Consider the following 23,910-nt stretch of genomic DNA (forward strand, 5'->3'; position numbering starts at 1 on the left):
ATCACTGCCGTGCACATCGACGGCGTCACCGGGAATCAGACATCTGTTCCGTTGCGTCGGCGCCAGCGCACGACCTTGCGCCACAACCAGCGCCACAGCAGCAACAGGGGAAACGCGAGGATCAGGAACGGCAATCCATAGCCGAGCATGTCCATGGCATCGGACGTGCCTTCGGCCAGACGATCGCCCATGCCCGACAGCGAGAGGCGCAGACGCGAGCCACTGGAATTTTCGTCTGGCGGCACGAATTCCAGCGTAACCAGGTTCGTATCCAGCCGATGCTGCTGGCCGGCAGCCTGACCTTCAAGAGCCTTGAGCTGGTTTTCCAGATCCGCCTGTTCCTTGCCGACCGTAATCAGATCTGCGACACCGAGGTCGCGACGCGCCGCGATGTCGCTCAAGCGCTGTTGCTGAGCCAGCAACAACGCCTGTTGTCGATGGTTGTCGCCAACGGCATCGGCAAGATCGTCCGCGCTGATGGTGTGCTGGCCCACTTGGCCGCCCTGCGCGGCCAACTTGATCAGAGGCGCCACGCCATCGGGAACAATGCGCAAACTGATGACGGAACTGCTGCCGCCCCATTGCAGCCGCAACAGATTGCAGGCGCCGAAGCGGGCCGTTTCGCAGGCCTGCCGAGTGAGTTCCACTTGTGCCGTGATCGATGCCGCCGGCAACACGAGTTGCACGTTGTGTTCGTAAGCGAGCATGGAGCCGGCGTGCTGTTTTTCACCGGTGACCGCCGCCTGCGGAGCACCCGTCACCTTCTTGGCGCAACCGGACGCCAGCAATACGACCAACGCGCATCCGACGGACCACGCGATTCCCTTCCTCATGCTTTTTTCTCCTGCATTGGGCGCTGCCGCATGCTACGCGAAATCCCGGGATTGAATTTGCCACTTGCTTTAAAACATTCTTGCGATATATCTTAGACACACTCTAATGATACAGGATTCATCCATGCGTCTCCACGACTTCTTCCATTCCATGCACCAGCGTCACCACGAGCGTCACTTCGGTTTCGGCTTCGAAGACCGCGGTCATGACCGCGACCATCATCACGATCGCCACGCCGGCCGCGGCCCATTCGGTGGACATCGCGGCGGCGCCGATTTCTTCGGCGGCTGGGACGAGATGCGCGGCGGCGGCCGGCGTGGCGGTGGCCGCATGTTCGGCCACGGCGATCTCAAGCTGCTGCTGCTTACGCTGATCGAGCAACAGCCGCGTCACGGCTATGAGTTGATCAAGATCATCGAAGACATGTTCCAGGGCCATTACACGCCGAGCCCGGGCGCGATCTATCCCACCCTCACGATGCTGGAGGAACTGGGCTACGCGCAGATCGAAAACGAACAGGGCAATCGCAAGCTCTACTCGATCACCGATGCCGGCCGCGCCTATCTCGAGGAAAACCGACCCGAAGTGGAAGCGGTGACCGCGCGCACCGAGCACAGCGCAAAGATGGCCGCGCGCATGGCTGCGCCGATGGCGATTCGCAAGGCGATGCACGCGCTCAAGCATGCATTGCTGATGCGCGGTGCAAGCTGGGACAAGGCCGAAGGCCTGCGCGTGGCGGCCATCATCGAACGTGCCGCGAGTGACATCGCCGCCGGTGATCGCGGTGAATGAAACACCCGACGCACTCGGCGTCTGGGAGGCGCGATGCAAGGCGCACGGCCTGACGATCACGCCCTCGCGTCGCGCAATCCTCGCCGCGATGTTGCAAGGTGCGGGGACCGGCGATGCGGTGGCATGGTTGCTCGCCGCGCAGGAACACCACGCAGCCACAAGCCTCAATACCGTCTATCGCTTCCTGCGCGACATGGAGCAGCGCGGACTGGTCGACGTACAAGCCACGCCGCGCGCGCGATGTCGCTGGCGTCTGCGCAATCTATCGCCGACGATCGAGGCCGACGACATGCTGCGGCAATTGCAGGCCTTTCTTCATGGCAGGGAAGTTCCCGGATTCGCAACGCCGATGGCCCCAGCCGAAACACTTTCGGTAGCGATCAGTTCGCCAGATGCTCCGCCCGCCTGGCATCTTCTTCAACGCATCGCCGAACGTCTCGGCTATGGGCTGATATTGCGTCGGATGCATTCTGCGTACTGATACAAAGCGGTTTTGTGATGGAATCGACCTGATCGCTAGGCCCGCGGTGAATCGGTGCTGAGCTGAAACCGCGTTTGCACACATAATTTTCCCATCGTTGCGGTTATGTCTGTGGTTGAGGTGCTGTACGAACGCAGCGCGTACGACCACCAGCCGGAGCCGAGGGATGAAACGCAGCCGCAAGATCGTCAGCTGGATCGTGGGCGTGTTGCTCACGCTTGTCATCGTGCTCGTTGTGGTGATCGCGCTGTTCGACTGGAACCGGCTCAAGCCGTTCATCGATGACAAGGTCAGCCAGGCGATTGGCCGTCCATTCGCCATCAACGGCGATCTCACTGTGGCATGGAAACGCGATCGTTCCGATGGATTCTGGCGTTCGCTGGTGCCGACACCGGAGTTCACGGCACGCAACATCACGGTGGCCAATCCCACGTGGGCGAGCCAGCCGCGATTTGCGCAACTCGATGCGCTGCGCTTCCGCCTGTCGCCGCTGCCGCTGCTCGCGCACCGCATCACCGTGCCGACCATGCAGCTGGTTCACCCCACCATCGATCTCGAACGCGACAAGCAGGCGCGAGCGACATGGGCATTTGATTTCCCACAAAGCAATGCGCCTTCCACATGGAAACTCGACCTGCGCGAGATCGGCTTCGATCGCGGCAGCGTGTCGCTTGACGACGCAGCCAGCACGATCAAGCTGCAGGTCGCGATCGAGCCGTTGCAGGGTCCGATTCCCTACGATCAGATCGTCGCGCAGCAGTCGAGCGATGCACGTGCGCAAGCTGGCAGTTCTGCTGACGCGTCGGCCAAGACAGCGATGAGTCGCGCCGCCGACAAGGGCGAGAAAAACGAAACGGTGGGTCAGGCGAATAGTTCCACCGCCTATCTGTTCGGCTGGCAGGCGACCGGCAGTTACAAGACCGCGTCAATCCGTGGCAGCGGCAAGACCGGCGGCGTGCTCGCGTTGCAGAACGCCACCGACCCGTTTCCGGTGCAGGCCGACGTGCACATCGGCGATAGCCACATCGCGCTGGTCGGCACGCTCACTGACCCGGCGAATCTCGGCGCGCTCGACGTGCGCCTGTGGTTTTCCGGCTCGAGCATGGCCAAGCTCTACGCGATCACCGGCGTCACCCTGCCCGACACGCCGCCGTATTCGACCGAAGGCCATCTCAAGGCGCAACTCGGCAAGGCAAGTAGCCATTTCAGCTACCAGAATTTCCGGGGTCGCGTCGGCGGCAGCGATCTCGCCGGCAGTCTCGATTACGCGAGCGGCGGTGCGCGACCAACACTCAGCGGAACGATCCGTTCGCAGCTATTGCAGTTCGCCGACCTGGCGCCGCTGATCGGCGCAGATTCGAATGCCGAAAAGCAGCAGCGTGGGGACGGCACCATGCAGCCCACCGACAAGGCGTTGCCGGTCGAGCCGTTCCGCACGGATCGCTGGAAGGCGATGGATGCGGATGTGCGATTCAGCGCGGCACACATTTCGCACGGCCCGAGCCTGCCGATCGAATCGTTGAACACGCATCTGGTGATGACGAACGGCTTGCTGCAACTCGATCCGCTCAACTTCGGGCTCGCAGGCGGCAACGTCACCAGCCGTATTCACCTGGATGGCGGACGCACGCCGATGCAGGGAACGCTGCGATTGGGCGCGCGGCATCTGAAACTCAAGCAGCTGTTCCCCGAATTCGCACCGATGCAAACCAGCTTCGGTGAGATCAATGGCGATGCCGACCTTACCCTCGCCGGCAATTCAGTAGCGGCGCTGCTTGGCCAGGCCAACGGCGAACTCAAGCTGCTGGTGAACGATGGCGCGATCAGCAAGACGTTGCTGGAAACCGCGGGCCTCAATGTCGGCAATATCGTCATCGGCAAATTGTTCGGCGACAAGACGGTGAAGATCAACTGCGCCGCGTCGGATCTGGTTGCGACCAACGGCGTGTTCGATGCGCGCCTGTTCGTGTTCGACACGGCCGACGCCACCATCAACGTGGATGGCACGGTGAACATGGCGACCGAAGCGCTGAAGCTCGACGTGGTTCCGCACACCAAGGGTTTTCGCATCTTTTCGCTGCGCTCGCCGCTGTACGTCAAAGGCACATTGAAAAATCCCAACGTCGGCGTGCAGCCGGGCCCGCTGATCCTGCGCGGTGGCGGTGCGGTGGCACTCGCCGTGGTGGCGGCGCCGGTGGCCGCCTTGCTTGCGCTGGTTTCTCCCAATCGCAATGCGGAAGGAGAAAACACCTGTCGCATGGTGCTGGAGCAGATGAACAAACCCTCGCGTGCGAATGCGGGCCAGGCGCCGATCAAGCCACAGGTGACGCCACACAAATAGCGCGATGCATGCGCGATGTCGGCGTGCATCGTTCGACCGTTCGCCGTCGCGGATCATTGCGACGCTAGAATGATGCATCGTCTTTTCGCGAATTTCTCATGCAGCCTGCCAGCAAAGCCCGACTGCAGATTCACGCGTGCGTGTTGCTATGGGGTTTCACCGCGATTCTTGGCAAGCTGATCACGCTGCCGGCGCTGCCGCTGGTGTGGTGGCGCATGCTGCCCGTCGCGCTCGCGTTGCTGCTGATGCCGAAGGTGTGGCGGGGATTGATCGCGATGCCGTCGCGCTTGCGCTGGGCTTATGCGGGTATTGGCGTGCTGGTGTCGCTGCACTGGCTGACTTTCTACGCCGCGATCAAATTATCCAATGCGTCGGTCGGCGCGACCTGCATTGCGCTCGGGCCCGTATTCCTCTCGCTGATCGAGCCGTGGATCGCGCGCAGGAAATTCGACCCGCGCGAATTGATGATCGGCATCGCGGTCGTGCCGGGCGTGGCGCTGGTCGTCGGTGGTGTGCCTGCCGGCATGCGCATCGGCATTGCGGTCGGTGCGTGTTCGGCCTTGCTGGTCGCGTTGTTCAGTTCGCTCAACAAGCGGCTCGTGGATCACGGCGATCCATTGACCGTGACGTGCATCGAACTCGGCACCGGTACGTTGTTTCTCACCGCATTGGCGCCGCTGCTGCCGCATGCGGGCGCCATTTTTCCGCTGCCCGATGCGCACGATGCGTGGATGCTGCTGGCGCTGTCGTTCGGCTGCACGTTGCTGCCGTTTGCGCTCGCTCTGGTGGCGTTGCGTCACCTCAGTGCGTTCGGCACGCAGATGGTGACCAACCTCGAACCGGTGTACGCGATCGTGCTTGCGATCGTGCTGCTCGGCGAACAGCACGAACTCGGCGTTCGCTTCTATCTCGGTGTGGCGGTGATCCTCGCTGCGGTGTTCGTGCATCCGCTGCTCAGCCGTGCGCAGGGCAACACGGAACAACCGGAACTGCTCGGCACCGCCGAAAGCCACAGCGTTGTCGAGTGATCAACTTGCCAGTCGTTCGGCCACGACCCGATCGCGGCCGCTGTGCTTGGCCAGGTACAACGCAGCGTCGGCACGCCGTATGAGTTCTTCCACCGTTGCCGCTTCGTTGCCGATCCAGACCAGGCCGATGCTCAACGTCACGGTGAATTTTTTTCCTTCCCACACATGCGGCACCGCGCTCACCTGCGCCTGGATGCCGCGCATGCGTTGTTCGGCGTCGACCTTGTTGATGCCCGGCAGCAGCATCAGGATTTCCTCGCCGCCGTAGCGGCCGAGTCGGTCATCGTTGCGTACATGCGACTGCAGGTGTCGCGCGATGGACAACAGGGCCGCATCGCCCGCCTGATGACCGTAGGTGTCGTTGATGCGCTTGAAGTGATCCGCATCGATCAACGCGACCGCCAACCCCGGCTGTGCGGGCGCGGGTTCCAGCTGCGCGGCCAGCTCATCGAGAATCGCGCTACGGTTGTACAGGCCGGTAAGGCCGTCGTGCGTTGCCTGGTAGTAGAGGCGTGTCCGCGCGATTTCGAGCGCCTGTTTTTCTTCGGTGAGCTCCGCGGTGCGGCCATTCACCATGGTTTCCAGCCGGCGATTCTGACGCAGCAGTCGACGCGAATAACCACGCCAGATCGCCGCGACCGCAAGTATCAGCAGCAGTACTTCGAGCAGCGTGGCCCATGCACTGCGCCACCATGGCGATGGAATGCGAAAGTCGAAATAGCTCGGTGGCGAGCGCACGCGGCGGTCGTCGTCGATAGCCTGGATCTCGAGGCGATACTCGTCGGGCGACAGGCCCGTGAGGTTGATGACGCTGGACGAGGTCTCCACCCAGTCCGATCCCTGCAAGCGGTATCGATAAGTCGGCGTGCCGCCAGACGAACTGCCGAGCAGCGCGAAATGTACCGTGAGTGGTGCCCGATGGCCTTCAATGCGCACGTCATCGCCTTCGCGAACCGGCACGTCGCCGTGGGTCACCGAGGTCACCACGACCTTGCGCGGATTCGGCGCGATCATCGCTTCCGGCCGCAGCACGTGACTGACGCCAATGGCCGAACCGATCCAGACCGAACCGTCGGCGTCTTCGTAAAACGAGTTCTGGTCGGTCTCGTCCCACAACAGGCCTTCGTCGCGCGACATATGTGTCCAGGCGTTGCCATCGAAGATATCCACGCCCCCACCACCGCCGATCCAGATCAGGCCGCGATGGTCGCGGCGAATGAAATAGGCGAGTGATTTGTCCAGCCAGGTATCGGCGACGTGCGCGATGACGAGTTCGTCGTCGTGCACGCGGGCGCGAAAAATGCCCGGCTCATTGGCGCCGAGCCACAGGCCTGCGTCGCTGCCGACTGCCACGGCGCTGAAGCCCGATGCGACGATGACGTGCCCCGTCTCCATGTGTGTCCAGTGTTCGCCTGCGTAACGCAGCACGCCTTCGTTGCAGGCAAACCACAGCGTGCCGTCGTCGCCCTCGGCGATGTCCGAGCATTGCTGGTCGGTGGTCTGCGCAGGAGGCATTCGCACTGCGGCTGCGCCAGTACTGTCGATGCGGTAGATGCCGTCCACCGTGCCGATCCACAAACGTCCACGCTTGTCGAAGTGCAGCACTTTCACGAAGGCCGGCAGCTGCGCAGCCAGCGCGGTGCGCCCGGTGCGCGGGTCGTAACGCAGCACGCGATGGTCGTAGAGCCCAGCCCAGATCGCGCCATCGGATGCCTTGGCAAGTGCGAGTACCTGCCGCGGCGGCGGCGTGGTTTGCAAAGGCCACGTTTGCAAACGTGTCTGCCCGTCGGCCAGCGTGCTTCCGCCGAGTTCATTGCCGAACCACATGTGGCTGGCATCGACCCGCAGGATCGACCAGTTCGGCACACTGTCGAAACCCTGCTCACGTGCCCAGCCTTCGACCAGACCGTAGCCGTTCCAGCGCGAAATGCCGCGTCCGTACGTACCCAGCCACAACGTGCCCTGCGTGTCGAAAAGCAATGCGGTGATGCCGATGTCCGGCAATCCGTTGTGCCGATCCATGGTGGTCCAACTTGCACCATCCCAACGCGCAAGACCGTCGTTGGTGGAAGTGAGCACGCGCCCTTGCGCGTCCTCGATCAGGGTTCCGTTGTCGTTGACCACGTCCATGCTGGTCTGCGGCACGTCGCGCTCGACGAACTGCGTAGCGCCGGCCGGCAGTGCGCGCACGTGATGCACGCCGCGCAGCCACAACGTGCCGCGATGATCCACCAGCATGCCGGACCAGTTGTCCGCCGGCACACCTCGCGCCGGCCCGAGCAACGCAATGTTGCCGCTTGCATCGATCTCGCATAACGACGTGCCGCAACCAAGCCACACGCGATCGTGCGATGCATACACTGAGGTGATGCTGCGCAAGGCCGGGTAACGTGCCAGTTGTTGCGCACTGAATCGCGGTTGCAGATGCGGCGAGCCATTTACACCGGCCGACAGCACCATCAGTTGATCATCGCGGACCAGCAGCAACGTGCCGTCGTCGAGCGCCGCCATCTGCCGGCCGACATCGACAACCAGCGGCTTGCCGTCGGGCAGCACGCTGTCGAAATGCAGTCCGTCGCCCACGCGCAAACCCGACTGGGTTGCCACCCAAAGGCGACCGATGCGCGGGTTCTGCGCGAGTGCCGTGACGTATTCGCCCTTGTCGAAGCCCTGCGTATGTTCCATGCGCTCGAAGCGACCGCCGTCGAAGCGATACAAACCGATCTCGGTGCCTGCCCACACAAAGCCGCGCCGATCCTGCAGCAACGCGGTGACAGTGAGGCTTTCGAGGCCGGCGCGGCGGTCGTACGTCTGCAGGGAATACTGCTGCGCTTTCGCCGGCAGGCTCATCCACAACAGCAGCGCCGCGAACAACGCGAGCAGACCACGCTCCTTGCACCACATCGACGCCATCTCCCTTCATGCCAGCCAACACCCTTGCGGTGTGCTTCGATGAAGCACGCATTGTGCCAGGCAAGATTCCGGACGCGCACCGGAAACATCGTGGCGGCGATGACCATGCCGCAGGCTACCGATGTTTACAGATGGGTCGAACCGGCACTGGCCGGTGCGGATTGCGGCGCATGGTCCATGTCCATGTCGTCGTCCGGCGGCGCTCTGGCGACGATGGCCCGATATCCGGCAGGCGTCAGCGTCGGCAGCCTTTGCAGAAACGCCACCATGCTCCAGATCGTGGCGTCGTCATGGCTGCCGCCCCACGCCGGCATCGCGCTCATCTTGATGCCGTGCTTGATGGTCCAGAACGCCGCCCGCGGATCGATGGGACGCGAGCGCGAAAAGTCCGGAGGCTGCGGGTACAGACCAGGGCGCAGCTCCGTGCCGGCCGTGCCCGGCGCGAGATGGCAACCCGTGCACATGGCCGCGTACTGGCCGGCGCCCTTGAGGATCACCTGCTCGTCCCCGAGGTTGGCGGGTATCGCGATATCGCGCGCGTGGTGCTCGACCGAGCGCTGGCGAAGCATTTGCAGCATGGCGAATACGGCGGTCGAGTGCGGGCTGTCCGCGCCGATGTCGTACTCGCCAGACCAGACCAGACCGACAACACCCAGACCGATGATCACGAAGAGAATGATGAATGCCGCAATGAATTTCATGGAAGGTCCACCAGGTTGAATGACAGGGTGCCAGTGCTTCAAAGCCAGAAACGCACACCGACCCGCCACGTCAGTTCGTGACCGGGTTCGGTGCGCAGTGGCGACAGCGCGTCGTTTGGGCGGTAGCTCCAGTCCACGCCAAGATAGGGAGCGAAACGACGGCTGATGTCGTAACGCAACCGCAGGCCGAGGCGACCATCGGAAAGCCCGGCGTGGACATCGCGAGCCGCATCGCCGCGGCTGTAGAAATTCAGCTCCGCATCGGGCATGAGAATCCAGCGCTGCGTCAGGCGCAGGTCGTAGCTCGCTTCGAATCGTGCGGCCGTGCGGCCATCCGCATCGAGATAGAACGTCGCATCGATGTCGAACCAGTACGGCGCCAGCCCGCGCAACCCCGCCGCCATCCATGAGCGACTGCCGCGGCCAATATCATTGCGCGCGCCGAGTTGCCAGTCCCAGAACGTGGTGAACGCGTGGCTCCAGAAGAGATCCACACGTGCATCGCGCATCGCATGTCGCTCTCGTTCGCCTTCCGTTTCGAGCCACAGCTGGTCGATGTCGTCGCCCCACCACGCATCGGCCTGCCACGCCGACGATCGGCTGCCGTCGCTTCCGACGCCGCTTTCGAGTCGATCGACGCGCAACATGCTGCGCGTCGCCTGATCGTCCATCTGCATCATCTCGGTCATCTGTGTCGAGGACATCGCCGGCATGATCATCGTAGGCAGTGCGGGCGGCACATGATCGTTGGCAGGCATGGCGGATGGCTGCGCAATTTTTGCAGGCATTGGCATCGACATGCCCTGAATCGAATCATCGGATCGCGAAGGTGTCGCCGTGCTCGCAGCCGCTGCCGGCATGCCTGGCATGTTCGCCATCGATGACATCGACTGGCGTGCAACAACATGACTCGAAGCGAGGGTGGCGGCGAGGCACGTTGCAAGTTTCCAAAGCTTGCGCTTGCTCATGCCACCACCACTTCGCGGAACATGCCCGCTTCCATGTGATAAAGCAGATGGCAGTGATAAGCCCAGCGTCCGATGGCGTCGGCACTGACGCGATAACTCACTTTCTGCGCCGGCTGCACCATCACGGTGTGCTTGCGCAGCTGGAATTCCCCCTGCGGATTTTCCAGTTCGCTCCACATGCCGTGCAGGTGCACCGGGTGCGTCATCATCGTGTCGTTGACCAGCGAGATGCGCAGATGTTCGCCGGCGCGAAGACGCAAAGGTTCCGCTTTCGAAAAACGTGTCGCGTCGAACGACCACAGGTAACGCTGCATGTTGCCGGTCAGTTGCAGTGTGAGTTCGCGATCGACGTGTGGCGAAATCGGCGCATCGATCGAATGCAGATCAGCATAGCTGAGCACGCGTCGGCCGTTGTCGCGCAATCCCACACCCGGATCATCGAGATTCGTGCGCGGATGTGGCACGCGCATGTCCGTTTCCACGCCGGTCTTCAGCGCATCGGCAGCAAGCATGTTGCGCATGCCGTGCATGCCATCCATGGGCATCCCGGCCATCGGCATCTTCATCGAATCACCTGCCATGCCCTGCATCTGGCCCATCATGTCGCGCATGCTTAGGCGTGGACGCGGATCGAGCGGAGGAACCTCGGCCACCATGCCTGCGCGTGGGGTGAGCGTCGCACGCGCATAACCGCTGCGATCCGCACTCTGCGCGAAGATCGTCCACGCGCGATCCGCCGCCGGCTGCACGATCACGTCGAGTGTCTCCGCCGTGCCGATGCGGAATTCTTCGACACTCACCGGTTCCACATCCTGTCCGTCGGCCGCGACCACGGTCATCTTCAGGCCGGGAATGCGCACGTCGAAGAAGCTCATCGACGAACCGTTGATGAAACGCAATCGAATCCGCTCACCCGCCGCGAACAACGCCTCCCAGTTGCCCGACGGCGTGGTGCCGTTGATCAGATACGTATAGGTCGCAGCGGAAACGTCGGAGAGATCGGTCGGATCCATGCGCATCTGCTGCCACATGCGCTGCTTCGCCAACGCACTTCGCACGCGCTGCCTGTGCGCGTCGCGGAGAAAATCTCCGACCGTCGGCTGGCCGGTGTTGTAGTAGTCGCTCTGCTTCTTGAGGTTGGCGTAGATGCGCTCGGGATCGGTGTCGCTCCAGTCGTTGAGCATCACTACGTAGTCGCGATCGACAGCATGCCGTTCGCCGCCACGCGGCTCGATCACGATTGGCCCGTACAGCCCGGCCTGTTCCTGAAAACGCGAATGGCTGTGATACCAGTACGTGCCGCTCTGGTTCACCGTGAAGCGGTAGAGAAATTCTCCGCCGGGCGGGATGCCTTCGAAACTCAAGCCCGGCACGCCGTCCATGTCGGCCGGCAAAATGATGCCGTGCCAGTGGATCGAACTGGTCACGGCCAGGGTATTGCGCACGCGCAACGTGATCGTGTCGCCTTGCCGCCAGCGCAGCAACGGTGCCGGCAGGTGTCCATTGACGACGGTAGCGACGCGCTGATGCCCGGTGAAATCGACGGCGCATTCGCCGATGGCGAGATCGAAATGCGTGTCGCGCAACTCGGGGCGCGCCATCGTTTTCGCGGACAGCGACGCGTGCCGCAATCCCAGCGCCGCGGCAACGCCGCCCAGCGCGAGTCCCTGCACGAATCGTCGACGCGGCAATTGGATGCCGCGCGGGTCCTGCATGTTCATGGAGCTTGTCCTTCGTGATGGCGCGCGAACGCGCGACGCGGCCGCGATGGCGACCGATCAGTAATGCGAAGGGATCAAACGGAAGGTGGCCGCAGCGGCGGCGCGTAGCGCGGTTGTGGCGCATTTTGCGGAAGCGCACGCCAATGAACGCGGGCCGTGATCGGCGCGTTGGCGACATCCATCGCCAGCCTCGTCGAGGCGACGCTCAAGTGCGCGCATGTGCAATCGCATCCCGTGGCAGCGTGTCCATGCGGATGCGCCGCATGGTCGTTCGCGTGCATGCTCATCGTGGGCGCATGCGACATGTGCATCGAGTCGCAGCACGCGGGTTTCGCCCATGCCGCGCTGCCCATCATCAGCCACGCGCAAAACGCCAGCGCGAAGAAAACACGGCAACGGCGTAAATGATGGAAGATAGGCGACGACATGTTGCCGAGGGTACGGCCCGAGTCCACGCTTGCCAACTCTGGAGCAGGCTCCTGCAAGGCTGGCGCGGCAGGCCTCTATACTTGCGCTCCCCGTCCGTCGTGAATGCCATGAATTATCGCCACGCCTATCACGCCGGTAATTTCGCCGATGTCCACAAGCACGTCGTGCTGTTTGCGTTGATCGAAGCGCTGAAAGCCAAGGACACGCCTTTCTGCGTGATCGACACGCACGCCGGCAGCGGCTGCTACGCGCTGGAAAGCCGCGAGGCCGGCAAGACCGGCGAGTACAAGGACGGTATCGTGCGATTACTGTTTCCCGACCTGCACGCCGACAAGACATCCGCCGGCAACGTGCCGCCGCTGCTGCGCCGCTGGCTCGACAGCATTCTCGCCCTGCCCGGCAACGAAGACGGGTTGAAGCTTTATCCCGGTTCACCGTTGCAGATCGCCAACGCGATTCGCGCGCAAGACACCGCGCAGCTGTGCGAACTGCATCCCGAAGAAGCCACGCGCCTGCACGAACTTTTCCATCGCGATGCACGCATCCACACGCATCAGCGCAATGGCTACGAATCACTGAAAGCGCTCCTGCCTCCTGTGGAAAAGCGCGGTTTGGTCTTGATCGATCCGCCGTACGAAGCACAGGAAGCCGAATACAAATCGATCGAGCAGGCGTTGAAGTCCGCGCTGCAACGATGGCCCACCGGTGTTTTCGCCGTGTGGTATCCGATCAAGTTGCGCAGCCAGGTGCAGCCCTTCCTTCGTGGCTTGTCGCGCGGCGGCGGCGCAAAGCGCGTGCTGCGTGCCGAACTGCTGTTGCATCCGGACGACTCGCCGCTGCGCCTCAACGGTTCGGGCGTGGTGATCCTCAATGCGCCGTGGAAACTCGACGACGCCTTGCGCGATTCGCTGCGCGCGATGGCGCGACTGCTATCGAAGGATCGCCCCGCCGAATGGAAACTCGACTGGCTGCTGCAGGAAGGCGACGAGCCCGCCGCGACCGGTCCGTTGCCGCCATCGCGACTCGCCGCCACGCGTTCAGCCACGCCGGCGCGGCCGACGCGCAGGCGCTGACCCGCAAACATCGCAGATACACGCAGCGCCGACGCCGATCGTTGTAATGTCACGGCAAGTCGTCGCCGTCCCGCAACTTCTCTGGAGTCCGACCATGCGTATCGTCATCCGCACTCTGCGCCCGCTGTTCGCTCCCTTGCTCGGCCTCGCGCTTGTCGCCTGCGCGCCGGCGCCGATCTACAAGGCCAGCCCCACCGCCGTGATGGCGGTGCCGAGCCAGGTGGCCCAATCGCCAGGGCGTTATGCCGGCAACGACGTGATCTGGGGCGGCCGCATCGTCAATGTGCAGAACTTCGCCGACCATAGCGAAGTGGAACTGCTCGCCTACCCGCTGGACAACTCGCAGCGACCACGCGCCAGCGATGCGGCCAACGGACGTTTCATCGCCGTGCTGCCCGGTTTTGCCGAGCCGCTGAACTATCCCGGCGGCGCTTTGATGACGGTGAGCGGAAAACTCAACGGCAGCCATGCCGGCAAGGTGGGTGACGCGGATTACGTATTCCCGCTGGTAAGCGTCGCGCAGTCGCATGTGTGGACCGCCGACGAAATGCAGAAAGGCCGCAACAATTTCCACTTCGGTGTGGGTGTCGGCGTTGGCATCCGCTAAACGAACTCGATGCAACGCGGTTGATGGTTCAAATGGACGTACGTGATGTGATGCACATGATGTCCGTTCGAAATTTCCTTCGGTGCCTTACACTTTGCCGGACTCCCCGAAGGAACGCCGCATGTCCGGTCACGCCAATTCGCTGAAGGCGATCTTTCTCGCCCTCGGCGCCAACTTCGCGATCTTTCTTGCCAAGACAGTTGCTGCCGTCATGACCGGTTCCGGTGCGATGGCGGCGGAAGCCGTGCATTCGCTTGCCGACTGCGGGAATCAAGGGCTGCTGCTTCTCGGCATGCGTCAGGCAAAGCGTCCGGCATCGGACGAATATCCGCTCGGCTGGGGCCGCGCGTTGTACTTTTGGTCGTTCCTCGTGGCAATCCTGTTGTTCAGCGTTGGCGGCATGTTTTCCGTCTACGAAGGCGTGCACAAATTCAGCCATCCCGAGCCGTTGAAGTGGCCGTGGCTCGCGCTCGGCGTACTGGTGTTCGGCATCGTGGCCGAGAGCTTCTCGATGCGTGGCTGCATGCAGGAAGTGAACAAAGCGCGCGGCGCACAAAACCTGTGGACCTGGTTTCGCGAAACGCGTTCCAGCGAACTGCTGGTGATCTTCGGTGAAGACCTCGCGGCGCTTGCCGGCCTGTGCCTGGCAGCTCTTGCCGTCGGCGCCACAATGCTCAGCGGCAACCTGATGTACGACGCACTCGGCACGGTCGCGATCGGCGTATTGCTGCTCGTGGTCGCCGTCATGCTGGCGATCGAAGTGAAGGCCTTGCTGATCGGCCAGGGCGTGGAACCGCGCCGGCGCGCTGAGCTTTTCGCTTTCCTGCAGAACCGGCCCGAAGTCGCCGAAGTCCTGAACCTAATCACCCTGCAGATGGGCCCCGACGTGATGGTCGCAGTCAAAGCGCGCATGCATCCCGCCCCCAGCGATCGCGCACTCATCGACGCGATCAACATCGTCGAAGCCGCCATGAAAACCGAATTCGACGACATTCGCTGGAGCTTCTTCGAGCCGGATGTCACCGACTGAGGTTCCATTCCATCGGCAATATGTCCCCTTCCGGAATGCCTGAGGACGTCGCAGAAAAAGTGAAGCATTGGCGACCCGCAGGATGATCCCATCTTGATCTGGCGAGAGTCGTAGCGGCGGTCTGCACGGGACTTGTTTCGGATGCGCTATCGAAGACTGCACACAGTCGATAGTTGTTCGCCGTCCCGGGTACGTATGCGTAAGGCACGCCAGTCATCGGGTCCTTGGCCAACGCGGCGTCTTGGCTGACCTCGTGCAGATCGGGTGGCAACGTCTTGTGCTGCGACCAATAGTTTCCGATAGCGAAAGACAACGCCCGCAGCGACGATGTGCGCTGCTCATCGATTCGCAACGCACGTTGATGAGCAGGCGTGCCGAGAACGAAAAGGCCCGCGCCGATTGCAGCCAGCATCACCACTGATGCAGCCCCGATCAGAAGTCGTCCGCCATTGACCTTCATGGCACGCGCTCGTCACGGCGCAAGTCGTGCAGGTAGTAGCCGAGAATGGAACCCGCGATCGCCGCGGCCACCACGACTTTCAGGATGAAACGTACGGTGATTTCTCCACCCAGCATCGCGTTGACCAGCGTGGTGAGGTCGCAGATCAGCACCACCGCTGCCACGAACAGGGTTAGATACGTGAGCCAGCGGCGTACACCTGATTGACGCTTCACCGGCTGCTGCGCGAGTTCGCGACCGATCTTCGCAGTGAGAAACAGGAACACCGGAAACGCAATGATGATCGATGCCACGGACCAGCGAATACTCCGAGGAACACCATTTTCATAAGGCATCGACAGATCGGGAAACGAGCGGTTGATCAGCTCGAAAAGCAGATTGCCCAGGTGATATGCGCTCAGGTAAAGCGTCGTGAACAGCACCAGGTAGATGAAAGCTTCGCGCGCCGACAAGTAAGGCCTTGGCCGCGGCACCGGCACCGCGAACGCCACATCGGCGTAACTCGACAACGCACTGCGTGCCTGCTCCGGCGACCATCCCGCGTCCATCAGCGCCTTGTCGATGCTTTGTCGCGAACAACCGCGCATCAGCGCTTCCCGAACAAAATATTCCAGATCCTGCGCGCCACTTGCCATGTTGTTCCCCTTTGACGAGTGGCCGAAGATAACGTGTCCACAGAACTACAAACAGCTGCTGGGTCGTGAGCCATCACAGTGCAGCACTTTTACCCTGATTACGTCACGAGATCGCCCGATTCAAGACGCCTCGGTTTGAAGCCATTTCTGATATCAGGTGCACGGGCACTTTGCGCCGCCACGCGAGCACGCCTATGCTCGGACGATCAAAAACGCGGGATGGTTCCGATGAAGATGATCGTGGTGATGATGTCGGCTTTGTTGTTGTCCGGTTGCGCTCTGGCGCAATCCACCGCGCCGTCCACGCAAACTACTGCGCGATTGCTGGCCGACGCGCGGAATCGATTGACCGACTGGCCGGCGCTGAAGCGCTATCACGACGACAACGCTGCGCTGCCCGCGCCGAAATCCGGCGACGCGCGTGTGGTTTTCATGGGCGATTCGATCACCGATTTCTGGGGCCGCGGCGTCGGCGTGTTTTTCCCCGGCAAGGGTTACGTCAATCGCGGCATCAGCGGGCAGACGACGCCGCAGATGCTGATCCGTTTCCGGCCGGACGTCATCGCGCTGCAGCCGCGCGTGGTGGTGATACTGGCCGGCACCAATGACATTGCCGGCAACACCGGGCCATCCACGCTCGCGATGATCGAGGACAATCTCGCGTCGATGGCGGATCTGGCGCGCGCGAATCACATCAAGGTCGTGCTCGCGTCGGTCACGCCGGTGAGCGATTACAACCATCCCGATCAGACACGAAATCGTCCGCCCGAAAAAATCATCGCGCTTGATGCGTGGATCAAGGCGTATGCGCAACGCGAGCACCTCATCTACCTTGATTACTATGACGCGCTGCTCGATCAGAGCCATGCGTTGAAAAAAGAATTTTCCGATGATGGCCTGCACCCCAACGCTGCCGGTTACGCGGTGATGGCGCCGCTTGCGCAGAGAGCCATCGAGCAGGCAATGGCCGAATAGAAAGGGGGCACCGCCATGACAGAGTCCTTCGATGCCGCACGTCGCAATGTTCTGAAACTCGGCGCGTTGTCGGCCGCGAGCCTGAGCTTGTTTCGCGCGAACCGCGCTTTCGCCGATCAGAAAACGGTGGCGACGCCGCTCGACGAACTCGGCTACGCGCAGGTGCAGCTGTCGTCCGGCCCACTCGATCGGCAGGCGCGGGAAAACCATCGGCTGGTGCTCGGCCTCGACGAGGACGCGCTGTTGCGACCATTCCGCCTGCGCAGCGGAATGCAGGCACCGGGACAGGAACTTGGCGGCTGGTACGACACTTGGGGTTTTGCGCCGGGCGCCACGTTCGGCCAATGGATGAGTGCGCTGGCGCGTCACTACGCCATCACCGGCGACCGGCCCACGCGTGAAAAGCTCGATCGACTGGTTCGCGGTTACGCCGCGACGATCGATGCGCAGGGCAGCTTCTACCGCAACAACCGCTTTCCTTCCTACACGTACGACAAGCTGGCGGGCGGCTTGATCGATGCGGTTCGTTTTGCCGACAACGATGTGGCCCGTGACACCTTGCAACGCGCCACCGCAGCGGCAGTTCCCTATCTGCCGCCTCACGCGATGCCGCGCAACGAAGCCGCGAAACCCGGCGAGGATTTCAGCCAGCATGCCTGGGACGAAAGCTACACGCTGCCCGAAAATCAGTTTCTCGCTTACCGGCTCACCGGAGACGAACAGCATCGACGACTCGGCCAGCGATTTCTCTACGACGATTTTTTCGGCCCGCTCGCGCGCGGCGAAAATGTGTTGCCGGGCAAGCACGCCTATAGCCACGTCAACGCATTGAGTTCGGCGGCGCAGGGTTACCTCACGTTGAAGCAGCCGATGTATCTCGAAGCGGCGCGACAAGGTTTTGCGATGATCGACGCACAGAGTTTCGCCACCGGCGGTTGGGGCCCGGACGAGCATTTCGTGAAGCCGGGCAGCGGCGGGCTCGGCGTGAGTCTCGCTGTTCAACACAAGAGTTTCGAAACGCCTTGCGGCTCTTACGCGCACTTCAAGCTCACGCGTTACCTGCTGCGCATCACCCGCGATTCGCGCTACGGCGACAGCATGGAGCGCGTGCTCTACAACACTGTGCTCGGCGCCAAACCGATCGAGGCCGATGGTCACGCGTTCTATTATTCCGACTATGCGCGGCAGGCGCAGAAGACGTTTCATCCGGATCGCTGGCCGTGCTGTTCGGGCACATTGCCGGTGATCGCGGCGGACTATCGCATCAGCGCCTTCTTCACCGATGCGCAAGGCATTTACGTCAATCTCTACGTGCCTTCGCGGGTGAGCTGGCGACAAGGCGGCAACGATCGGCGCCTGACGATCGAGACGAATTATCCGAATGCCAGCGCCATCGGCATGCGCGTGGAAACAGCTACGCCGCAGACATTCGCGATCCATTTGCGAATCCCTTCATGGGCACACGGCGCAACGCTTCGGATCAACGGAAAACCCGCACGTGACGCACTGGAACCGGGGACATTCGCGACGATCCGGCGGCAATGGACATCCGGCGACCGACTCGAACTCGAGCTGCCCTTGTCGCTGCGCCTGCAGAGTGTCGACGCCGAACATCCCGACACCGTGGCATTGCTCGCTGGGCCGCTGGTGCTGATGCGCATGCTCGACAGCGCATCATCGCAGTCCGTGTTCGAACGACGCTCGCTGTTGTCGTCCGTCGCGTCATCCGGCGGCGATCATTGGCGCGTCGATGCAGGCGGTGATCGCGCGCAATTGCGGCCGTTTTTCGCGATTGGCAACGAAATTTACAGCACTTATCAGAGCGTGCATCCGATCTGAAACGCATCACGATTTGCGTTGCAGCAGATCCCATCGATTGCCGTAGAGATCGCGGAATACGGCGACGCTGCCATAAGACTCATGTCGCGGCGCTTCGTCGAACTGCACGCCTTGCGCGAGCATGTTTCGATGGTCGCGATCGAAATCATCGGTATGCAACAACAGGAATACGCGACCACCGGCCTGATCGCCGATCTGCGATTGCTGTTGCTCGCCCTGCGCTTTCGCCAGCAACAATCGCGTTTCGCTTGAACCCTGCGGCGCCAGCAATACCCAGCGCTTGCCGTTGCCCATGTCGGTGTCTTCGACCAACTCAAACCCCAGCGCTCGCGTGTACCACGCAATCGCTTCGTCGTAATCGGCGACCAGCAACGCGAGCGCACCGAGATGTTGATTCATGCCACGTCCCTTGAAGTGATGGGCAACGGCCCCAGTTCGGCCTGCAGCTTCTTGCTCAGTTTGCCGTGCACTGCGAGATACGACTCGCGCACCAACCCCTGCAGCGTTTCCGTGCTGAATCTGCCTGGTTCGATCACCGATACCCAACGTGCGCGAGCGAGATACGCAGCGGGAACGATGCCGGGTCGATCGGTCAGTTCGAGGAAGCGATCCTCGGCTGCCTTGAACGACAGTCGCCCACCTTCGCTTCCATCCGACGGCGTGATCACGAACATCTTGCCCGCGACGCTGAACACCAGATCCGCGCCCCATTTGATTTCTTCGCTCACGCCCGGCCAGTTCCCGCAGAGTGAGCGCAAGCCACGCACATCGAGTCCGTGTTTCGATTCCGGTTCCATGTGACTCCACCGCCTCATTGCATCGAACGCGAAGTATCGCGCACGATGCTGCGTACACGTCACTGCCGATTCATGACGTCGCCGCCAGACTCATGGACCGACAGCGACGATTGCGCGTTCAACGCGATGTCGCTGCAGGTATCCCGGAGCGCCATGCCAGTCAACGATGCACCCCGAACGGCGCACCCATCGACACCGGGCGACGGCGTCATGCAACTCGGCGACGGACGCCAGTTGCAGTTGCGAGATATCGGCCCGGACGATGTCGATGCGCTGCGTCGCTGCTTCACGCGACTTTCGCCGCAGGACATCCGGCGGCGCTTCCTGCATGCCATGTCCGAACTGCCCGAATCGATGGCACAGCGGCTGTGCCGGATCGACCCGGCCATCGAAACCGCGCTCGTGCTGGCCGATCGCTTCGCCACACCTGCCGAAATTCGTGGCGTCGGGCGAATCTACGTGGACGAAGCAGCGGACAGCGCCGAGTTCTCGATCCTGGTCGAACAGGACTGGACACGTCTCGGCCTCGGCGCGCTGCTGATGCAGCATCTCGTGGACGACTGCAGGCGCCGCGGCCTCGCGGAAATCTGGGGCTACGTGCTGCTGGAAAACCGGCCGATGCTGCGCCTGTGCAAGGAGCTCGGCTTCGAACGCCGGCTGCAGGAAAACGAACCCGGCGTTGCGCAGATTTCACTCCGACTTTGACTCGTCCCGGCAGCGGACGCAGCCCGTAAAACTCGGCCCTTCAGGGACGTCACGCTACACTTGGCCGCTTCCCCGGCGCGATCTTCAGGTCGCCACCAACACACGCAATCTATGTCCCGTTCGATTCCCCATCCGCCGCTCCCGAAAACCGCCAAGCAACGCCGCTACTGGACGCCGCCCCACGGCTCCTCCCGCGCGTTGCTGATCGCCGAATCTACGCGCACGCACGAAGGCTTGCTGGTCGCCGTGACGCGCGACACGCAACGCGCGCAGGCACTCGAAGCGGAACTGAAAATCTTCGCTGGCGGTCTGCCGGTGCTGCATTTCCCCGATTGGGAAACGTTGCCGTACGACGTGTTCAGTCCGCACCCGGAAATCGTTTCGCAGCGCATCGCGACGCTGTATCAGCTTCCGAATGTGAAACGCGGTGTGCTCGTGGTGCCGGTCGCGACGCTGATGCAGCGCATCGCGCCACGCTCGCACATCACCGGTTCCGGGCTGGTGCTGTCGAAAGGTCAGAAGCTCGACATCATCGCCGAGCAGCGACGACTGGAAGCGTCGGGTTATCGCAATGTGCCGCAGGTCGCCGAGCCAGGCGATTTTGCGGTACGTGGCGCTCTACTCGATGTGTTTCCGATGGGCAGCGCCGAGCCGTACCGCATCGAACTGTTCGACGACGAAGTGGATTCGATTCGCAGCTTCGATCCGGAAACACAGCGCTCGCAGCAGCAAGTGGAGAAAGTCGATCTGCTCCCCGCGCGCGAATTTCCGTTGACCGACGCAGCTGCAAAGGATTTCCGCACTGCGCTGCGCGAGCGCTTTCCGATCGACGTGCGGCGTTGCCCGCTGTACCAGGACATGAAGGAAGGCGTGACGCCCGGCGGCATCGAGTATTACCTGCCGCTGTTTTTCCCGCAGACCGCCACGCTGTTCGATTACCTCGCCGACGATGCACTGTTCGTGCTGGGCGAAGGTACGCGCGAATCGTCCGAACAATTCTGGACGCACACGGCCGAACGCTACGACCAGCGCGCGCACGACATCGAACGCCCGGTACTTCCGCCGAACGAGTTGTACCTCTCGCCGGAGCAACTGCGCGAACAACTCAACCGTCGCCTGCGCATCGATGTGGAAGCAGAACACGAGCACGCTGTCGCGTCCGGTACGCAGCCCGCGCCGGAGTTGCCGCTCAACCGCAAGGGCGAGGAACCGGGCACATCGCTGCGCCACTTCATCGAGAGCTATCCGGGACGCGTGTTGATCGCCGCCGATTCGGCCGGCCGTCGCGAAGCGCTGATCGAAACGCTGGCGACGGCTGGCATGAAGCCGCAGAACGTCGAGGGCTGGCAAGCGTTTCTGAGTGATGCTTCCCACACGCCATTCGCCATTACCATCGCCGGGCTCGAACAGGGTTTCGCGCTGACGAAACCTGCGATCACCGTGCTCACCGAGCGCGAACTCTACGGCGAGCGCGTGCGCAGCGAGCGCGATCGCAAGCGTCGGCGTGGCACGGCGCGTGACCCGGAAGCGATCATCCGCGATCTCACCGAACTCACGATCGGCGCACCCATCGTGCACGTCGATCATGGCGTGGGCCGCTATCAGGGCCTGCTCTCTATGGACGTCGGCGGTATGGACGGCGAGTTCCTTACCATCGAATACGCGAAAGGCGACAAGCTCTATGTGCCGGTGTCGCAGCTCGGGCTGGTGAGCCGCTATTCGGGCACCGCGCCGGAACTGGCGCCGCTGCATTCGCTGGGTGGCGATGCGTGGGAACGCGCGCGTCGCAAGGCAGCGGAAAAAGTACGCGACGTCGCCGCGGAACTGCTGGCGATCTACGCGCAACGCGAAGCACGTGGCGGCGAATCGATGCCGATCGATCGCCAGCTGGTCGAAGAGTTCGGCAGCACCTTCCCGTTCGAGGAAACACCCGATCAGGAAACCGCGATCGAAGCGGTGCTCGCCGATCTTGCCGCACCACGCGCGATGGATCGCGTGATCTGCGGCGATGTCGGTTTCGGCAAAACCGAAGTCGCGTTGCGCGCGGCGTTTGCCACCGCTACCGCGGGCAAGCAGGTGGCCGTGCTGGTACCGACCACCTTGCTCGCACAGCAGCATTATCGAAATTTCGCCGACCGATTCGCCGACTGGCCCGTGCGCGTGGACGTGCTCTCACGCTTCAAATCGACCAAGGAAGTGAACGATGCTCTGAAGCGCCTCGCGGACGGCCAGATCGACGTGATCGTCGGCACGCACAAGCTGTTGCAGCCGGACATCAAGTTCAAGAACCTCGGCCTCGTCATCGTCGACGAAGAACAGCGTTTCGGCGTGCGCCAGAAGGAGCAATTGAAAAAGTTGCGCGCCGAAGTCGACCTGCTGACCATGACCGCCACGCCGATCCCGCGCACGCTGAACATGGCGATGGCCGGACTGCGCGACCTGTCGTTGATCGCCACGCCGCCGGCCCATCGCTCCGCTGTGCGCACGTTCATTTCGTCGTGGGATCCGGCGACGATCCGCGAAGCATTGCAGCGCGAGCTGTCGCGCGGCGGCCAGGTGTATTTCCTGCACAACGAAGTGCAGAGCATCGAACGCACGGTGCGCGAGCTGGAAGAACTGGTGCCGGAGGCGCGCATCCGCATCGCGCACGGCCAGATGCCGGAACGCGAACTGGAAGGCGTGATGGCGGATTTTCATCGCCAGCGATTCAACGTGCTGGTGTGCACCACCATCATCGAAACCGGCATCGACATTCCTACCGCCAACACCATCATCATCGATCGCGCGGATCGCTTCGGCCTCGCGCAGTTGCATCAACTGCGCGGCCGCGTCGGCCGCTCGCACCATCGCGCGTACGCTTACCTGATCGTGCCCGACCGCAAGTCGATCACCGCCGATGCGCAGAAGCGACTGGAGGCGATTGCCTCGCTGGAGGAACTCGGCGCCGGTTTCACGCTTGCCACGCACGACCTGGAAATCCGCGGCGCGGGCGAGTTGCTCGGCGACGAGCAATCGGGGCAAATCCAGGAAATCGGTTTCGGCCTGTACACCGAACTGCTCGATCGTGCCGTGCGCGCGCTGAAATCAGGCAAGGTGCCGGACTTCGATCTCAGCAGCGAACACGAAACCGAAGTCGAACTGCATCTGCCCGCGTTGATTCCGGACGATTACCTGCCCGATGTGCATGCTCGCCTCACGCTCTACAAGCGCATAGCCAGCGCGCGTAACGAAGAGGAGCTGCGCGATCTGCAGGTGGAAATGATCGATCGCTTCGGGCTGCTGCCGGACCCAACCAAGCAGTTATTCGCCGTCGCAAGCATCAAGCTGATGGCCACGCCGCTGGGCATCCGCAAACTCGATTTCGGCGCGAACGGTGGACGCATCATTTTCAGGGAGAAGCCCGAGGTCGATCCGATGACCATCATCAAGCTGATCCAGAACCTGCCGCGCGTTTACAAGCTCGACGGCCAGGACAAGCTGAAGATCACGCTCGATCTCCCCGGTGCCGCCGAACGACTGCGCAGCGCGCAGGAAGTGCTGGTGCTGCTGGGTGCGCGTCGACCCGGTTAGCGAACCGCCGC

At 62.5% G+C, this 23,910-nt stretch carries 21 protein-coding genes; 11 read left to right on the plus strand and 10 right to left on the minus strand.

Features of this window, described 5'->3' with window-relative positions:
* Positions 1 to 35: 35 nt before the first annotated feature.
* Together GSQ73_RS15030 and GSQ73_RS18070 are read right to left on the minus strand one after the other, a co-directional pair.
* Positions 36 to 833 (minus strand): DUF4349 domain-containing protein, encoded by a 798-nt coding sequence (locus GSQ73_RS15030; protein WP_158885405.1) that lies wholly within the window; start codon positions 831 to 833, stop codon positions 36 to 38.
* 118 nt (positions 834 to 951) lie between these two features.
* Positions 952 to 1,272 (minus strand): hypothetical protein, encoded by a 321-nt coding sequence (locus GSQ73_RS18070; RefSeq protein ID WP_254063467.1) that lies wholly within the window; start codon positions 1,270 to 1,272, stop codon positions 952 to 954.
* Here GSQ73_RS18070 and GSQ73_RS15035 point away from each other — a divergent pair.
* The 4 genes from GSQ73_RS15035 to GSQ73_RS15050 all read left to right on the plus strand — a co-directional run bounded on the left by GSQ73_RS15035 (position 1,165) and on the right by GSQ73_RS15050 (position 5,476).
* Positions 1,165 to 1,626, plus strand: a complete 462-nt coding sequence (locus GSQ73_RS15035; RefSeq protein WP_254063460.1) for a PadR family transcriptional regulator — start codon at positions 1,165 to 1,167, stop codon at positions 1,624 to 1,626. The two genes, GSQ73_RS18070 and GSQ73_RS15035, sit on opposite strands and share 108 nt — an antisense overlap.
* Positions 1,595 to 2,107, plus strand: a complete 513-nt coding sequence (locus GSQ73_RS15040) for a transcriptional repressor (RefSeq protein WP_216844787.1) — start codon at positions 1,595 to 1,597, stop codon at positions 2,105 to 2,107. Before GSQ73_RS15035 ends, GSQ73_RS15040 begins: the two co-directional genes overlap by 32 nt.
* Positions 2,108 to 2,273: 166 nt before the next feature.
* The gene (locus tag GSQ73_RS15045; RefSeq protein WP_158885411.1) at positions 2,274 to 4,448 is read left to right on the plus strand and encodes an AsmA family protein; all 2,175 of its coding nucleotides are present in this window, start codon (positions 2,274 to 2,276) and stop codon (positions 4,446 to 4,448) included.
* A 98-nt stretch (positions 4,449 to 4,546) separates the two neighbouring features.
* Positions 4,547 to 5,476, plus strand: a complete 930-nt coding sequence (locus GSQ73_RS15050) for a DMT family transporter (RefSeq protein WP_158885413.1) — start codon at positions 4,547 to 4,549, stop codon at positions 5,474 to 5,476.
* Here the strand turns inward: GSQ73_RS15050 and GSQ73_RS15055 are convergent, their stop codons facing one another.
* From GSQ73_RS15055 to GSQ73_RS15070, 4 genes are all read right to left on the minus strand, one after another.
* The gene (locus GSQ73_RS15055) at positions 5,477 to 8,380 is read right to left on the minus strand and encodes a ligand-binding sensor domain-containing diguanylate cyclase (protein WP_158885415.1); all 2,904 of its coding nucleotides are present in this window, start codon (positions 8,378 to 8,380) and stop codon (positions 5,477 to 5,479) included.
* 134 nt (positions 8,381 to 8,514) lie between these two features.
* Positions 8,515 to 9,090: a cytochrome c gene (locus GSQ73_RS15060; RefSeq protein WP_158885417.1), complete on the minus strand. Its 576-nt coding sequence runs from the start codon at positions 9,088 to 9,090 to the stop codon at positions 8,515 to 8,517.
* Between the two features lie 38 nt (positions 9,091 to 9,128).
* Positions 9,129 to 10,058 (minus strand): copper resistance protein B, encoded by a 930-nt coding sequence (locus tag GSQ73_RS15065; protein WP_216844788.1) that lies wholly within the window; start codon positions 10,056 to 10,058, stop codon positions 9,129 to 9,131.
* On the minus strand, positions 10,055 to 11,779 hold the full coding sequence (locus GSQ73_RS15070; protein ID WP_158885421.1) for a copper resistance system multicopper oxidase: 1,725 nt from the start codon (positions 11,777 to 11,779) through the stop codon (positions 10,055 to 10,057). The genes GSQ73_RS15065 and GSQ73_RS15070 overlap by 4 nt, the downstream gene beginning before the upstream one ends.
* Positions 11,780 to 12,315: 536 nt before the next feature.
* Between GSQ73_RS15070 and rlmJ the strand changes: the two genes are divergently transcribed.
* The 3 genes from rlmJ to GSQ73_RS15085 all read left to right on the plus strand — a co-directional run bounded on the left by rlmJ (position 12,316) and on the right by GSQ73_RS15085 (position 14,918).
* Positions 12,316 to 13,281: a 23S rRNA (adenine(2030)-N(6))-methyltransferase RlmJ gene (gene rlmJ / locus GSQ73_RS15075; RefSeq protein WP_158885423.1), complete on the plus strand. Its 966-nt coding sequence runs from the start codon at positions 12,316 to 12,318 to the stop codon at positions 13,279 to 13,281.
* A 94-nt stretch (positions 13,282 to 13,375) separates the two neighbouring features.
* Positions 13,376 to 13,888 (plus strand): Slp family lipoprotein, encoded by a 513-nt coding sequence (locus GSQ73_RS15080; protein WP_158885425.1) that lies wholly within the window; start codon positions 13,376 to 13,378, stop codon positions 13,886 to 13,888.
* 121 nt (positions 13,889 to 14,009) lie between these two features.
* Positions 14,010 to 14,918 carry a cation diffusion facilitator family transporter gene (locus tag GSQ73_RS15085; protein ID WP_158885427.1) on the plus strand — a complete coding sequence of 303 codons (909 nt, stop codon included), beginning with the start codon at positions 14,010 to 14,012 and terminating at the stop codon, positions 14,916 to 14,918.
* Here the strand turns inward: GSQ73_RS15085 and GSQ73_RS15090 are convergent.
* Together GSQ73_RS15090 and GSQ73_RS15095 are read right to left on the minus strand one after the other, a co-directional pair.
* Positions 14,908 to 15,378, minus strand: coding sequence for a hypothetical protein (locus tag GSQ73_RS15090; RefSeq protein ID WP_158885429.1), 471 nt, complete (start codon positions 15,376 to 15,378; stop codon positions 14,908 to 14,910). The genes GSQ73_RS15085 and GSQ73_RS15090 overlap by 11 nt on opposite strands.
* Positions 15,375 to 16,013 carry a DUF5671 domain-containing protein gene (locus tag GSQ73_RS15095; protein WP_158885431.1) on the minus strand — a complete coding sequence of 213 codons (639 nt, stop codon included), beginning with the start codon at positions 16,011 to 16,013 and terminating at the stop codon, positions 15,375 to 15,377. Before GSQ73_RS15095 ends, GSQ73_RS15090 begins: the two co-directional genes overlap by 4 nt.
* Positions 16,014 to 16,241: 228 nt before the next feature.
* Between GSQ73_RS15095 and GSQ73_RS15100 the strand changes: the two genes are divergently transcribed.
* Entirely contained in the window at positions 16,242 to 16,988 is a 747-nt protein-coding gene (locus GSQ73_RS15100; RefSeq protein WP_158885433.1) for an SGNH/GDSL hydrolase family protein, read from the plus strand.
* A gap of 15 nt (positions 16,989 to 17,003) precedes the next feature.
* Positions 17,004 to 18,827 carry a beta-L-arabinofuranosidase domain-containing protein gene (locus GSQ73_RS15105; RefSeq protein ID WP_158885435.1) on the plus strand — a complete coding sequence of 608 codons (1,824 nt, stop codon included), beginning with the start codon at positions 17,004 to 17,006 and terminating at the stop codon, positions 18,825 to 18,827.
* Positions 18,828 to 18,833: 6 nt separating this feature from the next.
* Here the strand turns inward: GSQ73_RS15105 and GSQ73_RS15110 are convergent, their stop codons facing one another.
* Both GSQ73_RS15110 and GSQ73_RS15115 read right to left on the minus strand, forming a co-directional pair.
* Positions 18,834 to 19,226: a VOC family protein gene (locus GSQ73_RS15110; RefSeq protein WP_158885437.1), complete on the minus strand. Its 393-nt coding sequence runs from the start codon at positions 19,224 to 19,226 to the stop codon at positions 18,834 to 18,836.
* Positions 19,223 to 19,624, minus strand: a complete 402-nt coding sequence (locus GSQ73_RS15115; RefSeq protein WP_158885439.1) for an MmcQ/YjbR family DNA-binding protein — start codon at positions 19,622 to 19,624, stop codon at positions 19,223 to 19,225. The genes GSQ73_RS15110 and GSQ73_RS15115 overlap by 4 nt, the downstream gene beginning before the upstream one ends.
* 153 nt (positions 19,625 to 19,777) lie before the next feature.
* Between GSQ73_RS15115 and GSQ73_RS15120 the strand changes: the two genes are divergently transcribed.
* Together GSQ73_RS15120 and mfd are read left to right on the plus strand one after the other, a co-directional pair.
* Complete coding sequence (locus GSQ73_RS15120) at positions 19,778 to 20,329, plus strand: GNAT family N-acetyltransferase (protein WP_254063422.1); 552 nt, start codon at positions 19,778 to 19,780, stop codon at positions 20,327 to 20,329.
* 111 nt (positions 20,330 to 20,440) lie between these two features.
* The gene (mfd, locus tag GSQ73_RS15125; protein ID WP_158885441.1) at positions 20,441 to 23,899 is read left to right on the plus strand and encodes a transcription-repair coupling factor; all 3,459 of its coding nucleotides are present in this window, start codon (positions 20,441 to 20,443) and stop codon (positions 23,897 to 23,899) included.
* The last annotated feature ends 11 nt before the right edge of the window (positions 23,900 to 23,910 follow it).

Origin of the sequence: Rhodanobacter sp. L36, assembly GCF_009765755.1 — a bacterium.
Classification (GTDB): Bacteria; Pseudomonadota; Gammaproteobacteria; order Xanthomonadales; family Rhodanobacteraceae; genus Rhodanobacter.

Bases quoted from the DNA above. Each gene is read 5' to 3' on its own strand.
- GSQ73_RS15070 (WP_158885421.1), bottom strand. From the start codon at position 11,779: ATGAACATGCAGGACCCGCGCGGCATCCAATTGCCGCGTCGACGATTC.
- GSQ73_RS15110 (WP_158885437.1), bottom strand. From the start codon at position 19,226: ATGAATCAACATCTCGGTGCGCTCGCGTTGCTGGTCGCCGATTACGAC.
- GSQ73_RS15030 (WP_158885405.1), bottom strand. From the start codon at position 833: ATGAGGAAGGGAATCGCGTGGTCCGTCGGATGCGCGTTGGTCGTATTG.
- mfd (WP_158885441.1), top strand. From the start codon at position 20,441: ATGTCCCGTTCGATTCCCCATCCGCCGCTCCCGAAAACCGCCAAGCAA.
- GSQ73_RS15120 (WP_254063422.1), top strand. From the start codon at position 19,778: ATGCCAGTCAACGATGCACCCCGAACGGCGCACCCATCGACACCGGGC.
- rlmJ (WP_158885423.1), top strand. From the start codon at position 12,316: ATGAATTATCGCCACGCCTATCACGCCGGTAATTTCGCCGATGTCCAC.
- GSQ73_RS18070 (WP_254063467.1), bottom strand. From the start codon at position 1,272: ATGGCCCTGGAACATGTCTTCGATGATCTTGATCAACTCATAGCCGTG.
- GSQ73_RS15105 (WP_158885435.1), top strand. From the start codon at position 17,004: ATGACAGAGTCCTTCGATGCCGCACGTCGCAATGTTCTGAAACTCGGC.
- GSQ73_RS15055 (WP_158885415.1), bottom strand. From the start codon at position 8,380: ATGTGGTGCAAGGAGCGTGGTCTGCTCGCGTTGTTCGCGGCGCTGCTG.
- GSQ73_RS15080 (WP_158885425.1), top strand. From the start codon at position 13,376: ATGCGTATCGTCATCCGCACTCTGCGCCCGCTGTTCGCTCCCTTGCTC.
- GSQ73_RS15095 (WP_158885431.1), bottom strand. From the start codon at position 16,013: ATGGCAAGTGGCGCGCAGGATCTGGAATATTTTGTTCGGGAAGCGCTG.
- GSQ73_RS15090 (WP_158885429.1), bottom strand. From the start codon at position 15,378: ATGAAGGTCAATGGCGGACGACTTCTGATCGGGGCTGCATCAGTGGTG.
- GSQ73_RS15100 (WP_158885433.1), top strand. From the start codon at position 16,242: ATGAAGATGATCGTGGTGATGATGTCGGCTTTGTTGTTGTCCGGTTGC.
- GSQ73_RS15035 (WP_254063460.1), top strand. From the start codon at position 1,165: ATGTTCGGCCACGGCGATCTCAAGCTGCTGCTGCTTACGCTGATCGAG.
- GSQ73_RS15065 (WP_216844788.1), bottom strand. From the start codon at position 10,058: ATGAGCAAGCGCAAGCTTTGGAAACTTGCAACGTGCCTCGCCGCCACC.
- GSQ73_RS15050 (WP_158885413.1), top strand. From the start codon at position 4,547: ATGCAGCCTGCCAGCAAAGCCCGACTGCAGATTCACGCGTGCGTGTTG.
- GSQ73_RS15045 (WP_158885411.1), top strand. From the start codon at position 2,274: ATGAAACGCAGCCGCAAGATCGTCAGCTGGATCGTGGGCGTGTTGCTC.
- GSQ73_RS15060 (WP_158885417.1), bottom strand. From the start codon at position 9,090: ATGAAATTCATTGCGGCATTCATCATTCTCTTCGTGATCATCGGTCTG.
- GSQ73_RS15115 (WP_158885439.1), bottom strand. From the start codon at position 19,624: ATGGAACCGGAATCGAAACACGGACTCGATGTGCGTGGCTTGCGCTCA.
- GSQ73_RS15085 (WP_158885427.1), top strand. From the start codon at position 14,010: ATGTCCGGTCACGCCAATTCGCTGAAGGCGATCTTTCTCGCCCTCGGC.